We start from the raw sequence: 13,845 nt of genomic DNA, 5'->3' as shown, positions 1-13,845 counted from the left end.
TTTCTGGTGCGTACCGGGCTGAGAGGCGGTGTAAGTGAACTGTAGTTGCCATGTTTTACGGCAATGAGAGCAGAGATAGCGCTGATGTCCGGCAGTGCTTTTGCCGTTACGCACCACGCCTTCAGTAGCGGAGCAGGAAGGACATCTGATGGAAATGGAAGCCACGCAAGCACCTTAAAATCACCATCATACACTAAATCAGTAAGTTGGCAGCATTACCTTTGCAGGCATGATAAAACATCATCAACAAAGATGAAACAAGACGTAATATGTTTTGAGTGAATGTAATAAAAATAGTGCTGCAAAACAAAACGATACCGCGATACTCTAAGTCTGGATAAATATGTGAGATCAATAAATGAAAATTATCAGTTTTGTTCTGCCTTGCTTGCTGGTCCTGGCTGGTTGTTCAACCCCTTCTCAGCCAGAAGCACCTAAACCGCCGCAGATTGGTATGGCAAATCCGGCGTCGGTCTATTGCCAGCAGAAGGGCGGGACGCTCATTCCAGTGTCGACAGCGCAAGGGGTCAGCAACAATTGCAAATTACCGGGCGGTGAAACGATTGATGAATGGGCATTGTGGCGACGGGACCATCCGGCTGGTGAAAAATAACCGCCGGATGCTGTACTAAAATCACAAGCTACGTAGCCAGTCGGCCAGCACCAGCGCATGGTTCTGCGTGGTGTTTTTTGCTGCGTAGAGCAGGGTCAGCGGCTGTTTTTTGGCGATGTCCGCCAGCCGCTTTCCTTCTTGCTCGTGTTGCGCCAGTTCTGCAAGATATTGCTCGCGAAAGGTTGTAAAATCGACGACTTCGCCGTGAAAGGCTTTGCGCAGTTCCGTTGACGGCGTGATTTCTTTATCCCACTCATCAAGGGCTAAATCGGTTTTTTTGATACCGCGCGGCCAGAGGCGGTCGACCAGTACGCGATAACCATCGCTCTGTTCAGCCGGATCATAAACGCGTTTGCACTGAATATTCATCGTGTTTGTTCTCCCTTTCACGCATGATTTGTCACGTCACTATAGCACCGGATATGAGCGAATTTCTTTGTCTCTCCCGGCGCAAAGTCCGAAAATCGCCATCAGTAGTGAAAGTATTGCAACACCCATCAGTGGTACGGACCAGTTACCGTTAGCATCGTGTATTTTACCCATTAGCGGCGGCCCACAGGCTGCCAGCAAATACCCGACGGATTGTGCCATCCCCGAGAGTGCCGCCGCCTGATGCGCAGAACTTGCCCGAAGACCAATGAACGTCAACCCCAGTATCATTGTTGCGCCGGAACCAAAACCGAAAAGCAGAGTCCAGGTGATCGCGTGCGCTGGCATAAAGCAGAGCCCAACAGCGCCCACTGCGCACATCAAGGCAACGAACGCTGCAATACCACGCTGGTCTTTCACATGATGTAAGAAAAGAGGGATCAGCAAACCGGGAGCTGCTGTGGCTAGTTGCAGCAAACCATGCAGTGAACCCGCCTGTGCTTCGCTATAGCCGTGACTGATGAGGATCGCCGGAAGCCAGCCAATAATCACGTAATAGACCAGTGAGTTGCTCCCAAGAAACAATGTGACCTGCCAGGCAAGCGGCGAACGCCAGATACCCCGAGTATGTAAGGCGCGCGAGGTACTCAAATTTGCATGTTGTTGGCTTCGCCACTGTGGCAGCCATAAAAAAAGAGCCAGCAGAGGAAAACACATCAGCATGAGCAACGCGCCTTGCCAGCCAAAACCGTTCAAAGCCAGCGGCACTACCATAGCCGATCCAAGTGCCGCCGCAGCTCCCATTGTCAGGGAATATGCGCCGGTAAGTCTGGCGACGGAATGAGGGAAATCGCGTTTAATTAATCCTGGCAGTAAGACATTGCCTAATGCAATCCCACCGCCAATGACCGCTGTACCGCCAAATAATAAGTAAGGCGAAGGGAGAGAGCGAATTGCGATACCAGCACAGATCAAAAGTAACGCGGCAAACAGGCTACGTTCCATACCAAAACGTCGCGCTACCGGGGCGGCCAAAGGTGAGATTAGCGCAAAGGCCAATAATGGCAGGGTGGTCAATAAGCCGGTTTGCGCTGTCGTCAGCGAGTAAGCGGAACGAATCGTATCCAGTAACGGTGCTGCGCCGGTAAAGGTGACGCGTAATGTTGTGGCAATCATCAGAATGCCAGCGATAAGGACAATCCTGTTTTTGCCGCTTAATGAAGTTGAACAGGTCATATGCTTCTCATTGTTACAAACGAGGCTGTACCTTACCGTTTTTATTGTTATGTTGAATCAAGCTAAAATGACAAATTATCGCTAAATTCGGACAAAATGATGCACAGGTTGAATCTCAATGGCTATGAACCCGACCGACACCATGAAGCCGCGGTCGCATTTTGTATTCACGCCGGAACGGATGAGTTAACCAGTCCTGTACATCAGCACCGCAAAGGACAGCTGATACTAGCATTACATGGTGCAATTACCTGTACGGTGGAAAATGCTTTGTGGATGGTGCCGCCGCAATATGCGGTTTGGATACCGGGCGGGGTGGAACATAGCAATCAAGTGACAGCTAACGCTGAACTCTGTTTTCTGTTTATCGAACCCAGCGCAGTGACAATGCCGACAACATGTTGCACATTGAAAATATCGCCCTTATGCCGGGAATTGATTTTAACCCTGGCAAACAGGACGACGACTCAGCGTGCTGAGCCGATGACCCGCAGATTAATACAGGTCCTGTTTGATGAACTCCCTCAGCAGCCACAACAACAGCTGCACCTGCCCGTTTCTTCTCATCCTAAAATCCGCACGATGGTGGAGATGATGGCGAAAGGGCCCGTCGAGTGGGGGTCATTAGGGCAATGGGCTGGCTTTTTTGCGATGAGTGAACGCAATCTTGCGCGACTGATCGTAAAAGAGACGGGGTTGAGTTTTCGCCAGTGGCGTCAGCAGTTACAGCTGATTATGGCACTTCAGGGATTAGTGAAAGGCGATACTGTACAGAAAGTTGCTCATACGCTGGGGTATGATTCAACAACGGCCTTTATTACTATGTTTAAGAAAGGCCTGGGGCAAACGCCAGGCCGATATATTGCGGGATTAACTACTGTTTCCCCACAATCAGCGAAACCAGACCCGCGGCAATAAGCGGGCCGACCGGTACGCCGCGAAACAGCGCCACGCCTAAAACAGTGCCTACCAGCAGCCCGGCGACCAGTTGCGGCTGGCTGCCCATTAAGGTCACGCCGCGCCCACCCAGCCAGGAGACAATCACGCCTACTGCAATTGCCACCAGCGATTTCCAGTTCAGAAACGAGTGAATCAAGGTTGAGGGCGGTAGCGTCCCGCTGGCGATGGGGGCCATAACGCCAATCGTCAGAATGATTATCCCGATACTTAGCCCCTGTTTTTCAATCCACGGGAAAAAGGTGCTTAACGGTGTGACGCGGACAATGATCAACACCAGAATTGAAACGGCGACAGTGGTGTTATGACTGATAAAGCCCAGCGCAGCTAACCCGAGCAGGATCAGCAAAGTGACATCAAACATCGTGGTTTCCTTGCCAAAAAATAATAAGCCTGCTTACTTTACGCTTGCTGCAGGAAGGAAGTAGAAAATCTTTACGTTTTTTGCATAAAAATCAGGCGAACTGTCATCAAACTGCCATTTGTGCACGCTAACAATAACGTGAAAACAGCTATCTCCCGGGGGCATGCTATGAACGATCAAATGTTCGTCGAGACACTGATTATCACGTCATCGTTTTTTGCCATTGCTGTTGTGCTGGTTTTGTCCGTTCTGCTTATTGAACGGACAGGCTAGTTACGCAGTGCGGCGGAAATTGACCAGTTCTGGTTGCGCAATGCGCAAATAATCCGTGGTTTTCAAAATAACGGATTTATCCAGCATCCCTGCATTGAAGGCGATTTCATCAAATCGTTCGAAGAGTAGAGGGTCGGCAACCAGTTTGAGTTTTGGATGGAAGCTGAAAGGGGGGATCGCGCCGAAGACACAGCCTGTGAGTTCATCGACTTCAGCAGGGCTGGCTAACGAAGCGCGTAATCCGCCTATATGGCTGGCAAGTTGGCTCAGATCGGCCTGTTGATCGGCAGCGAGGATCGCCAGAACATGTTGATTTACGCCATTGCCTTTGACTTTACATACCAGTGCCTTAGCTCCCTGGCCTAAAGCGGTGCCACGAATTTCTGACACCGCTTCACATTTACCTACCGCTTCATGGGTAACGACGCGGAAGTTAGCACCTTCTTGTGATAATAAAGCGATTAACCGCTGATGCGTCACGCTTCCTTTAGCCATTTCAGTCATTTCACGCTCCTGAGATTACAAGCAAACAACCACAGAAGGTTATCATGAACGGCTGTTTTTGTTCTGCTTATTGACATATAAACGCTCATCGGAAGCTTTATACGCATCATGTAACTGAGGTGTACTGGCAATAGCGGACACTACCATTTGTTCTTTTTTTAAGCAGCCATCTGATGATATTTTTCCCTGAAGGCTGCCGGGGAGATATTCCCCAGACGAGAGTGACGACGCTGACGATTGTAGAAAATCTCAATGTATTCCCGTATTACTGAGATGGCTTCTGAAGTGGCACACTGAATTTGGCCACTTCACGCCCCGAATCGGTATCGGTTAGCGTGACATTGAGAAAACGCCAGAGGAGAGGGCGGTCATGAGTGTAAAAGATATTCCGCAAATTGTTTTTGTTAATATCCAGCAGCACAATCCCTTTTAGCTGCCCTGCAACATACACCGGCGTCAGCAAACTCATCACGTTCTGTTTAGTACGCTGATCCTGGTAAATGCTCGACAATACGGTACGCCCGGTAAATACCTTTTCAATATCTTTGCGATCGATACCAATACTTCCTGACTGCAGGAAGGACCAGTTATTCATCGCAAAGTATTCAACATTAACCGGCTCATAAAAATAGACATAGCGGTCATTGAGATCGAGATAATAGTGAAATTTCTCTTCGGCCATCCCAAGACCTGAACCGTAATCATCCTGGTGGCGGTTGCCTTCCACTGCCTGATCAAAAGCGGGTAATAGTGCTGCAGCTTCCACAATTGTGTCGCAGTCAGTGGATGCGGTTTGTAGTGTGCCGCGTAAGCCCGGGTATTTATGAGCAGTCAGGTTTAAGCCATGGGTATTATTGGCAGACTCAAAAGCCTCGCAGATGGCGCGCCGCTGTTCTGGCGACACTTCCGACTGCTCAGCAGCGAGAGCGCGCATCACATGCGCGGCAATACTCTGATTCTGATACTTATCATAAAGAAAGGAGGAGTCTGCTTTCTGCACGATATAGCGCAGATAGGCACTCATTGCTCTGTCGCTGGCGACAAGTTCAAAAATAAGGAAGGAAGATGTCAGCACAATGACACTTGCGGCGATAAAATGCCGGAGCATTCTATGGTGCAATTTCATGATAAATGGCACTCCTTCAGTTAGTGAAACGAGAAAACCAGATAAAGTTCGATTGCGGCCTGGCACAGGGGCGCTAATTATACTCATCTCTGCGCCGCTGGGGAGGGGAAATTTAGGGGTAATAGTAATAAATTGTATGCAAAAGCCACGCAAAAAGCATGGCTCTGAATATTTTTGCACTTAAATATGATGAATAATCACTTTGTTGCCCCCCTCGCTTTTCGCTTCGCGTAAGGCTTTATCTGCTTCCGTCATGACAAGCGAGATATTACGCGTGTCACCCGTTGAAAAAACCGTGCCAATACTGATGGTCATTTGTTCAGGAACATCATATCTGTTACTAAAGCCGGTCAGGAGTTCGACATTTTTACGTATACGATCCGCAATGATTTTTGCCTGGGCACTATTGAGTTCGGTAAATAGCAAGCCAAACACCTCACCCTCCAGTCGCGCTAAAATATCATCAGGGCGGATGCTTTGCTGGATAATATCGACAATTGAAACCAGCACTTTATCACCCACACGATGTCCCCATTGGGCATTGATGCGTTTGAACTGATTAATATCAACCAGCATGACACAGAAGTCCTTAACAACAGGTCGCGACAATAATGACTCTACGCTGTTGAAAAAGTAGCGCCGATTATAAATATTGGTCAGCACATCATGAACTGCCAGTTTGCTGGAGAGTTGCAGCTCCTGAAAAATGTTATAAATCAGAAAAGACACAACAAACAGTTTACTGGAAACTTCAATCCCGCGACTGATATACCAGATGGTGTAATTATACTCATCCAGAGTCAGTAGAAGTAAGTTGCAGCATAGCGATGCCAGACATAATAATGCTATTAACGGCCATAGTTCGCTGGCTAATCGTGTACGCATGATAATAAAGAACAGTAAAAATGCCCACAGACAAACCAATATTTTTGTATAGTTGATTCCCCTGGTCGCAGTATGGTTGTCCGGACAGTAGTCGACGACATACAAAGAATAGTCAGCGTTATAACTGCTCAGATTGTGTGCCAGAAGGGGAAAAACTAAAAAAGGAATCAACGCCAGCAACAGGATTCCCGTTTTTTTCTTATTGTTGTCAAGGATGTTGTCTTTTCCATAACAAAAGAGTGCCAGCGAGGTTAAACAAATAAAACTGAGTTGGCGGAAAATATAGAAAATAGAAACATCATTCGACTTTGTCTGGATCAGTGTACTGCCGTTAATTGGTTTATGGATAATTACAATGGTTTCAACTAAATAGATAAGGCCACTTAAGAATGCAAGGCTTAAAATGAGTGTTGGTAAAATTTGTTTGTTAGTGAAATATTTCATTAACATGAAAAGAAAAATGACGGCGTTAAGGAAAAACAAAGCCACAACAACCATCAGGTAATTCATCTGTGGGATGAGTTTTACATTTGTGTTTTCGTTATATAAGGTAGTAATGCAAAATAAAATTAATGTCAGCAATAAACTGAAAATAAAAAAGCTTTGAGCTTTTAATTTTTGTGTACCCATAGAAACCATAAAAAGGAGAGCAATGTGAGTGCTGGATTTTATTGATGGCAGAGATATATAGTTTTGACCAGGATCAATTTTCGTTAACGATAAAAAATATTTAAAGAATAACCCCATGGAAATACGTGTTGACTGAATCATTTTTCCGAATGATTGTTTTCTGGAACTAAATTATGTAAAGGTTATGCTGTCATATTTAAAGCGATTGTAAGCTAATGTATGTAATAAATGAGATAATTTACAGTAAGCTAAAAATCAGCCAGGCGATAATGACCTGGCTGATAGTTTTAGTCTTTAGCTGTTGCATTTTGTTTATGAAACAGTTCACGGAACACCGGATAAATATCATCCTGGTCGCGGATGTGCTGCATCGCAAAGTTGTCGAAAGTAGATTGCAGATGCTCATATTCTCGCCACAATGTCTGATGTGCACGACGGGTAATTTCGATATAGCTGTAATAACGAACAACAGGTAATAATTTTTTCGCCAGGATTTCATGGCAAAGCGGAGAGTCATCGGCCCAGTTATCGCCGTCCGATGCTTGTGCAGCGTAAATATTCCACTGTGCCGGGTTATAACGCTCTTTCACTACCTCATCCATCAGTTTCAGGGCGCTGGAAACAATGGTGCCGCCTGTTTCCTGCGAGTAGAAAAACTCATGTTCATCGACTTCTTTCGCTTGGGTATGATGGCGGATGTATACGACTTCCACGTTCTTATACGTTCTGCTGAGGAACAGATACAGCAGAATATAAAAACGCTTAGCCATATCTTTAGTGGATTGATCCATTGAACCGGAAACGTCCATCAGGCAAAACATCACTGCTTGGCTGGAGGGATCGGGCCGCTTCTCGTAGTTCTTGTAACGTAAATCGAAGGTGTCAATAAAAGGGACGCGTTCAATTTTGGCACGTAATTCTGCAATTTCTTTGCGCAGACGTTCCTCTTCCAGCAGTTGCGCAGGTTCACTGTTGCTGATGATGGCCAAATTCTCTTCCAGCGCATGAAGTTCCCGTCGCTTGCCCGCCGTCATGGCTGTGCGTCGCGCCAGTGAGTTCTGCAAGGAACGCACAACGCTGATATTGGCTGGAACGCCGTTAGCGGTATAACCCGCCCGATGCGTTTTATATTCGGTCAGCTGGCGTTGTTGGTTTTGTTTCAGATTCGGTAAGGCCAAATCTTCAAAGAGCAGATCAAGATACTCATCTTTCGAAATCTGAAAGACAAATTCATCCTGACCTTCACCATCCTGGCTGGCCTGGCCCTGACCACTGCCGGAACCTCCGCCGCCACCCTGGGGACGTTCAATTCGGTCGTTCTGGACGAAATGGTCATTGCCCGGATGTACGCGGTGGCGCAGGCCGCCACGCCCCTGATGAAACATCGGTTCGCTAATATCTTCCGTGGGAATGGATATGGATTCGCCGCTGTCGACGTCAGTCACCGAACGCTTATTCATGGCCTCGGAGATCGACTGTTTAATTTGCGCTTTATAACGGCGTAAAAAACGCTGGCGATTCACCATGCTTTTGTTTTTGCCGTTCAGACGCCGGTCAATAAACCAGGTCATATGCCCCCCGTACTACATTTGCCAACTGTATGCTACGCCTGTGTTGCCATTTCTCTGGCCCACGGTTCGCTGTCGTTGTAGGCCCGGTAGCATGTGTACCGGGCAGGGTTGTTAAGACGATTTACGTACGCGCAAATACCATTCGCACAGTAAACGCACCTGTTTACGGGTGTAGCCTTTTTCCATCATACGGTCGACAAAGTCGTCGTGTTTCTTCTGCTCGTCGGTTGACGTTTTGGCGTTAAACGAGATAACCGGCAACAGCTCCTCGGTATTGGAGAACATTTTCTTCTCGATAACCGTGCGCAGTTTTTCATAGCTGGTCCAGTTCGGATTGCGTCCGCTGTTATTCGCTCTGGCGCGCAGTACGAAGTTAACAATCTCGTTGCGGAAATCTTTTGGATTACTGATCCCCGCCGGTTTCTCGATTTTCTCCAGCTCGGCGTTAAGAGACTCGCGGTCAAACAGCTGCCCGGTATCCGGATCGCGATACTCCTGATCCTGAATCCAGAAATCCGCGTAGGTAACATAACGGTCGAAAATGTTTTGCCCATATTCGGAATAGGATTCAAGGTAGGCCGTCTGGATCTCTTTGCCGATAAACTCGGCATATTTCGGGATCAGATAACCTTTCAGGAACTCCAGATAGCGTTCTGCCTGCTCTTGCGGGAACTGCTCGCGCTCGATCTGCTGTTCCAGGACGTAGAACAGATGGACCGGGTTTGCCGCCACTTCTACATGATCGAAGTTGAACACGCGGGAGAGGATCTTAAACGCAAAACGCGTCGACAGACCGTTCATCCCTTCATCGACACCGGCGTAGTCACGATATTCCTGATACGACTTGGCTTTGGGATCGGTGTCTTTCAGACTTTCGCCATCATAAACCCGCATCTTTGAATAAATGCTGGAGTTTTCTGGCTCTTTCAGGCGCGAAAGAATGGAAAAACGTGACAGTGTTTCCAGCGTGCCAGGGGCGCATGGGGCGTGAGTCAATTCACTGTGATTAAGCAATTTCTCGTAGATTTTGATCTCTTCGGAAATGCGCAAGCAATACGGCACCTTCACGATGTAAACACGGTCGAGGAAGGCTTCGTTGTTTTTGTTATTACGGAAAGTGACCCATTCGGACTCGTTCGAGTGGGCGAGAATAATCCCGTTGAACGGCAGGGCGGAGATACCTTCCGTCCCGTTGTAGTTACCTTCCTGAGTGGCGGTTAACAAGGGATGCAGCACTTTTATCGGTGCTTTAAACATCTCAACGAATTCCATGATCCCCTGATTGGCGCGGCACAGCGCACCGGAATAGCCGTAGGCGTCCGGGTCATTCTGCGCGTAGTGTTCGAGTTTACGAATATCGACTTTCCCAACCAGCGCGGAGATGTCCTGGTTGTTCTCATCGCCGGGTTCCGTTTTGGCGATAGCAATTTGTTGCAGAATTGACGGCCAGACCTTCACTACCCGGAACTTAGTGATATCGCCACCAAATTCATGCAGGCGTTTTGCCGCCCACGGCGACATGATGGTGCCGAGATAACGGCGAGGAATGCCATACTCTTTTTCCAGAATCTGCGCATCTTCCTGCGGATTGAAAAGACAGAACGGATGATCGTTGACCGGGCTACGCTCACCGTTGGCGCTCAATACATAAATCGGTACGAGCTGCATTAATGATTTCAGTCGCTCAGCAAGCGATGATTTACCCCCACCCACAGGCCCCAGCAGATACAGGATTTGTTTCTTCTCTTCCAGCCCCTGAGCCGCGTGTTTCAGATAAGAGACAATCTGTTCAATCGCGTCTTCCATGCCGTAAAACTCTTCAAACGCCGGATAACGTGCAATGACCCGGTTAGAAAAGAGTCGAGAAAGTCTGGGTTCCTGGGCTGTATCGACCATGACAGGCTCACCGATAGCCATCAATAGCCGCTCAGCCGCGTTGGCATAAGCACTGCGATCTTGCCGACAAGTGGTAAGAAACTCCTGCAGTGTGAACTCTTCGTCCTTGGCAGCTTCATATCGCTGGCGATAGTGATCGAATATATTCATGGTATGCCGTCCTTTCGTTTTTTAGCACAGGTTAAGAGCCGTTCATATGAATAGTAGAGCCTCCCGGAAGAGGTAAACTGAACGACGTCTCTTGCTAAAACACAGCAACTCTCATGCCATTTTATCGACGATGAGAACAACGTGCCCGGTGATACACCTTCAAAATTAAGCGTAGATGGCAAATGGAAAACTTGCCTGCACGGCTTTCTTAATTTCAATGGCATATCAACAACTCATCCATAAATTTTGCATAATTAATGTAAAGACCAGGCTCGCCAGTAACGCTAAATTCATTTGGCTGTAAGCGCGGTGTCATCCGCGGCAGGAAAATTAAACAGTTACTTTAAAAAATGAAAACGTAAAAAGGTTGGGTTTCGATGTATTGACGGGTAAACTTTGTCGCCCGCTAAACATTTGTTTAAGGAATGATTAATTGTGACCAAACTCAAACTTCTGGCACTTGGAGTGCTTATCGCAACGTCTGCAGGCGTAGCGCACGCTGAAGGTAAATTTTCCTTGGGCGCAGGCGTAGGTGTCGTTGAGCACCCATATAAAGATTACGATACCGATGTTTACCCAGTACCGGTAATCAACTATGAAGGCGATAACTTCTGGTTCCGTGGCTTAGGTGGTGGTTACTACCTGTGGAATGACGCAACGGATAAACTTTCAATTACCGCTTACTGGTCGCCGCTTTACTTCAAAGCGAAAGACAGTGGCGATCACCAAATGCGTCACCTGGATGACCGTAAGAGCACCATGATGGCTGGTCTGTCTTATGCTCACTTTACCCAGTACGGTTACCTGCGTACCACCCTGGCTGGCGATACCCTGGATAACAGCAACGGCATTGTCTGGGATATGGCCTGGTTGTATCGTTACACCAACGGTGGCCTGACCGTGACTCCGGGTATTGGTGTGCAGTGGAACAGCGAAAACCAGAACGAATACTATTATGGCGTATCGCGCAAAGAGTCCGCTCGCAGCGGTCTGCGTGGCTATAACCCGAACGACAGCTGGAGCCCTTACCTGGAGCTGAGCGCCAGCTACAACTTCCTCGGCGACTGGAGTGTTTACGGTACCGCGCGCTATACCCGTCTGTCTGATGAAGTTACTGACAGCCCGATGGTGGATAAATCCTGGACTGGCCTGATTTCTACCGGGATCACCTACAAATTCTGATAATGCATCTTTCCAGGGCATTTTGTGCATAAAAACAGGGCGTCACGCCCTGTTTTGCATTACGGTGGTGCAATACCTGGGAGGAAACAATGCAACAAAAAATGATTCAATTTAGTGGCGATGTCTCACTGCCAGCCATAGGGCAGGGAACATGGTATATGGGCGAAGATGCCAGTCAGCGCAAAACAGAAGTTGCTGCACTACGCGCGGGCATTGAGCTCGGTTTAACCCTCATTGATACCGCCGAAATGTATGCCGATGGCGGTGCCGAAAAGGTGGTTGGGGAAGCATTAACCGGTCTGCGTGATAACGTCTTTCTCGTCTCTAAAGTCTATCCGTGGAATGCTGGCAGGCAAAAAGCGATAAATGCATGCGAAGCCAGTTTACGCCGTCTCAATACTGATTATCTCGATCTCTACTTATTACACTGGTCTGGCAGTTTCGCTTTTGAAGAGACTGTTGCAGCGATGGAAAAATTGATCGCCCAGGGAAAAATCCGCCGCTGGGGCGTTTCTAACCTTGATTATGCTGATATGCAGGAACTCTGGCAGCTGCCGGGGGGAAATCAGTGTGCCACTAATCAGGTGCTTTACCATCTCGGTTCACGAGGGATTGAGTACGATCTACTCCCCTGGTGCCAGCAACAGCAGATGCCGGTGATGGCTTACAGTCCATTAGCCCAGGCCGGGCGGTTGCGCAATGGACTGTTAAAAAACGCGGTAGTCAACGAAATTGCACATGCTCACAATATCAGCTCGGCACAAGTATTGTTGGCGAGGGTAATCAGCCATCAGGGTGTGATGGCGATTCCAAAAGCGGCCACGATTGCCCATGTTCAACAGAATGCGGCTGTGCTTGAGGTCGAACTTTCGTCAGCGGAATTAACCATGCTGGATAAAGCGTATCCGGCACCAAAAGGAAAAACTGCGCTGGATATGGTGTGATGTTGATACGTGCCGGATGCATCGCACCCGGCACACAACATTAACGCAAATTAACGTTTCGCAACGCGAATGGATTGCGCCAGATGTGCAGGTTTCTCTTTGGTGACTTTTTGCGTTTCTGAAGCGTAAGCCGTTTCTACACAAACAAATGTTTTGTAGCCATCATCCGGCATATCGCCCATGCTAATTGAAAGCGCCGGTCCCGGGTTCCAGCCTACAACGTTCAGATGATGCTGGTGGCCTACGGCGATAATACGATTCAGCGCTTCATCATTAATCACGCTGCAATCTTGCGGATTCAGATACACGCGATCGGTACGGTCAGGGAAGGTCTGAATACCGTCGGTCAGTACATCTTCTTTCGCGTCATTCACTTTATCAATGAAGCGATCGCCCAGCCCACTGACGCTTACCTTAGCGATATCACCCACGTTAAAGTAGGTATGCAGGGCAGAGGTGGTTTCAAATTCGCCATGTGATTCAAGATCGATTTCACAGGTTTTACCCACGCGGAAATGCGCTAACAGCGTAAAGTCGTGCGGACAGAATTTTTTCGTCTCTTCGCTTTGCGTCAATTCAAAAGTCAGCGCTACGCCATCAGCATCTTCATGATGTGATTTCAGCGTCCACGGCAGGTTGCGGGCAAAACCGTGCGCAGGCAGACCTTGTTGTGCCGCCGGACCAAACCACGGCCAGCAAACCGGTACGCCACCGCGAATAGCGACGCCATTTTTGAACGGTGTGTTGTTGCTCAACCACAGAACTTCTTCTTCACCCGCAGGTTTCCACGAGAGAAGGTGTGCGCCCTGTAATGCAAAAGAGGCTTTTACCTGGGGATGATCGACCACAATGAGGTCCAGTTCATCCAGTTTACGACGGGAGAGGACAGGGGAGATTTGTTCGATGACCGGAAGGGCAAAAATTTTCTTAATCATGACGCAGTCCTTTAACTTCATTTTATCAGGTAAAAAAAAGAGCGACCGAAGTCGTAATGCCGATCAGTTAAGGATCAGTTGACCGATCCAGTGGCTGTGTAAGAATCCGGAAACGCTCACTTGTTTCCGGATTTTTTTATGCACATTGGACAGGCTCTTGATCTGGTATCCCGTTACGATTCTCTGCGTAACCCACTGACTTCTCTGGGG

Annotated in this window: 15 protein-coding genes and 2 pseudogenes; 6 read left to right on the top strand and 11 right to left on the bottom strand. The window is 48.1% G+C overall.

Going from position 1 to position 13,845, the window contains the following annotated elements; genetic code table 11:
* The coding region (locus BHE85_RS01255; protein ID WP_047664789.1) for an IS1 family transposase at nucleotides 1-165 on the bottom strand (165 nt) is incomplete at its 3' end.
* Nucleotides 166-358: 193 nt separating this feature from the next.
* On the opposite strand from BHE85_RS01255, the gene yoaF reads away from it, so the two are divergent.
* Nucleotides 359-613 carry a DUF333 domain-containing lipoprotein YoaF gene (gene yoaF / locus BHE85_RS01250; protein WP_000691934.1) on the top strand — a complete coding sequence of 85 codons (255 nt, stop codon included), beginning with the start codon at nucleotides 359-361 and terminating at the stop codon, nucleotides 611-613.
* A 21-nt stretch (nucleotides 614-634) separates the two neighbouring features.
* Here yoaF and BHE85_RS01245 read toward each other — a convergent pair whose 3' ends face one another.
* Nucleotides 635-982 carry a DUF488 domain-containing protein gene (locus BHE85_RS01245; protein WP_004983281.1) on the bottom strand — a complete coding sequence of 116 codons (348 nt, stop codon included), beginning with the start codon at nucleotides 980-982 and terminating at the stop codon, nucleotides 635-637.
* 39 nt (nucleotides 983-1,021) lie between these two features.
* Nucleotides 1,022-2,218: a 2-nitroimidazole transporter gene (gene nimT / locus BHE85_RS01240; RefSeq protein ID WP_000128496.1), complete on the bottom strand. Its 1,197-nt coding sequence runs from the start codon at nucleotides 2,216-2,218 to the stop codon at nucleotides 1,022-1,024.
* A 96-nt stretch (nucleotides 2,219-2,314) separates the two neighbouring features.
* Here nimT and nimR point away from each other — a divergent pair, with 96 nt between their 5' ends.
* Nucleotides 2,315-3,136 (top strand): DNA-binding transcriptional regulator NimR, encoded by an 822-nt coding sequence (gene nimR / locus BHE85_RS01235; protein WP_000972250.1) that lies wholly within the window; start codon nucleotides 2,315-2,317, stop codon nucleotides 3,134-3,136.
* On the opposite strand, the gene BHE85_RS01230 is transcribed toward nimR, so the two are convergent.
* On the bottom strand, nucleotides 3,093-3,539 hold the full coding sequence (locus BHE85_RS01230; RefSeq protein ID WP_000460707.1) for a DUF441 domain-containing protein: 447 nt from the start codon (nucleotides 3,537-3,539) through the stop codon (nucleotides 3,093-3,095). The two genes, nimR and BHE85_RS01230, sit on opposite strands and share 44 nt — an antisense overlap.
* Nucleotides 3,540-3,707: 168 nt before the next feature.
* Between BHE85_RS01230 and yoaI the strand changes: the two genes are divergently transcribed.
* On the top strand, nucleotides 3,708-3,812 hold the full coding sequence (gene yoaI, locus BHE85_RS01225) for a small membrane protein YoaI (RefSeq protein ID WP_000999630.1): 105 nt from the start codon (nucleotides 3,708-3,710) through the stop codon (nucleotides 3,810-3,812).
* Here yoaI and yeaK read toward each other — a convergent pair whose 3' ends face one another.
* From yeaK to yeaG, 6 genes and pseudogenes are all read right to left on the bottom strand, one after another.
* The gene (yeaK, locus tag BHE85_RS01220; protein ID WP_000138054.1) at nucleotides 3,813-4,316 is read right to left on the bottom strand and encodes a mischarged aminoacyl-tRNA deacylase; all 504 of its coding nucleotides are present in this window, start codon (nucleotides 4,314-4,316) and stop codon (nucleotides 3,813-3,815) included.
* A gap of 158 nt (nucleotides 4,317-4,474) precedes the next feature.
* Nucleotides 4,475-4,597 (bottom strand): annotated as a pseudogene (locus BHE85_RS01210) (IS3 family transposase); the annotation flags it as partial.
* Nucleotides 4,598-4,620: 23 nt separating this feature from the next.
* A pseudogene (locus tag BHE85_RS01205) lies at nucleotides 4,621-5,442 on the bottom strand (GAPES1 domain-containing protein); the annotation flags it as partial.
* Between the two features lie 180 nt (nucleotides 5,443-5,622).
* Nucleotides 5,623-7,098 carry a sensor domain-containing diguanylate cyclase gene (locus BHE85_RS01195; protein WP_000616430.1) on the bottom strand — a complete coding sequence of 492 codons (1,476 nt, stop codon included), beginning with the start codon at nucleotides 7,096-7,098 and terminating at the stop codon, nucleotides 5,623-5,625.
* 146 nt (nucleotides 7,099-7,244) lie between these two features.
* Entirely contained in the window at nucleotides 7,245-8,528 is a 1,284-nt protein-coding gene (locus BHE85_RS01190; RefSeq protein WP_000219704.1) for a YeaH/YhbH family protein, read from the bottom strand.
* Nucleotides 8,529-8,639: 111 nt separating this feature from the next.
* Nucleotides 8,640-10,574, bottom strand: coding sequence for a protein kinase YeaG (gene yeaG, locus BHE85_RS01185; RefSeq protein ID WP_001019882.1), 1,935 nt, complete (start codon nucleotides 10,572-10,574; stop codon nucleotides 8,640-8,642).
* 435 nt (nucleotides 10,575-11,009) lie between these two features.
* Here yeaG and mipA point away from each other — a divergent pair, with 435 nt between their 5' ends.
* Together mipA and yeaE are read left to right on the top strand one after the other, a co-directional pair.
* Nucleotides 11,010-11,756 carry a scaffolding protein MipA gene (gene mipA, locus BHE85_RS01180; RefSeq protein WP_000163771.1) on the top strand — a complete coding sequence of 249 codons (747 nt, stop codon included), beginning with the start codon at nucleotides 11,010-11,012 and terminating at the stop codon, nucleotides 11,754-11,756.
* Between the two features lie 89 nt (nucleotides 11,757-11,845).
* Nucleotides 11,846-12,700: a methylglyoxal reductase YeaE gene (gene yeaE / locus BHE85_RS01175; protein ID WP_001186351.1), complete on the top strand. Its 855-nt coding sequence runs from the start codon at nucleotides 11,846-11,848 to the stop codon at nucleotides 12,698-12,700.
* A gap of 50 nt (nucleotides 12,701-12,750) precedes the next feature.
* On the opposite strand, the gene BHE85_RS01170 is transcribed toward yeaE, so the two are convergent.
* Complete coding sequence (locus BHE85_RS01170) at nucleotides 12,751-13,635, bottom strand: D-hexose-6-phosphate mutarotase (protein ID WP_004983283.1); 885 nt, start codon at nucleotides 13,633-13,635, stop codon at nucleotides 12,751-12,753.
* A 120-nt stretch (nucleotides 13,636-13,755) separates the two neighbouring features.
* Here BHE85_RS01170 and BHE85_RS27130 point away from each other — a divergent pair.
* Nucleotides 13,756-13,845: hypothetical protein (locus tag BHE85_RS27130; RefSeq protein WP_047199464.1), on the top strand; the 90-nt coding region annotated here is incomplete at its 3' end.

The sequence above is a fragment of the Shigella sp. FC1567 genome, assembly GCF_001743015.1.
GTDB lineage: Bacteria > Pseudomonadota > Gammaproteobacteria > Enterobacterales > Enterobacteriaceae > Escherichia > Escherichia coli.
The sequence above is the reverse complement of the archived record's forward strand: the minus strand, read 5'-3'. Positions and strand labels throughout refer to the sequence as shown.

Excerpts from the sequence above, each read along its gene's own strand:
- yoaF (WP_000691934.1), top strand. The coding sequence starts at position 359 with ATGAAAATTATCAGTTTTGTTCTGCCTTGCTTGCTGGTCCTGGCTGGT.
- BHE85_RS01245 (WP_004983281.1), bottom strand. The coding sequence starts at position 982 with ATGAATATTCAGTGCAAACGCGTTTATGATCCGGCTGAACAGAGCGAT.
- nimT (WP_000128496.1), bottom strand. The coding sequence starts at position 2,218 with ATGACCTGTTCAACTTCATTAAGCGGCAAAAACAGGATTGTCCTTATC.
- nimR (WP_000972250.1), top strand. The coding sequence starts at position 2,315 with ATGATGCACAGGTTGAATCTCAATGGCTATGAACCCGACCGACACCAT.
- BHE85_RS01230 (WP_000460707.1), bottom strand. The coding sequence starts at position 3,539 with ATGTTTGATGTCACTTTGCTGATCCTGCTCGGGTTAGCTGCGCTGGGC.
- yoaI (WP_000999630.1), top strand. The coding sequence starts at position 3,708 with ATGAACGATCAAATGTTCGTCGAGACACTGATTATCACGTCATCGTTT.
- yeaK (WP_000138054.1), bottom strand. The coding sequence starts at position 4,316 with ATGACTGAAATGGCTAAAGGAAGCGTGACGCATCAGCGGTTAATCGCT.
- BHE85_RS01195 (WP_000616430.1), bottom strand. The coding sequence starts at position 7,098 with ATGATTCAGTCAACACGTATTTCCATGGGGTTATTCTTTAAATATTTT.
- BHE85_RS01190 (WP_000219704.1), bottom strand. The coding sequence starts at position 8,528 with ATGACCTGGTTTATTGACCGGCGTCTGAACGGCAAAAACAAAAGCATG.
- yeaG (WP_001019882.1), bottom strand. The coding sequence starts at position 10,574 with ATGAATATATTCGATCACTATCGCCAGCGATATGAAGCTGCCAAGGAC.
- yeaE (WP_001186351.1), top strand. The coding sequence starts at position 11,846 with ATGCAACAAAAAATGATTCAATTTAGTGGCGATGTCTCACTGCCAGCC.
- BHE85_RS01170 (WP_004983283.1), bottom strand. The coding sequence starts at position 13,635 with ATGATTAAGAAAATTTTTGCCCTTCCGGTCATCGAACAAATCTCCCCT.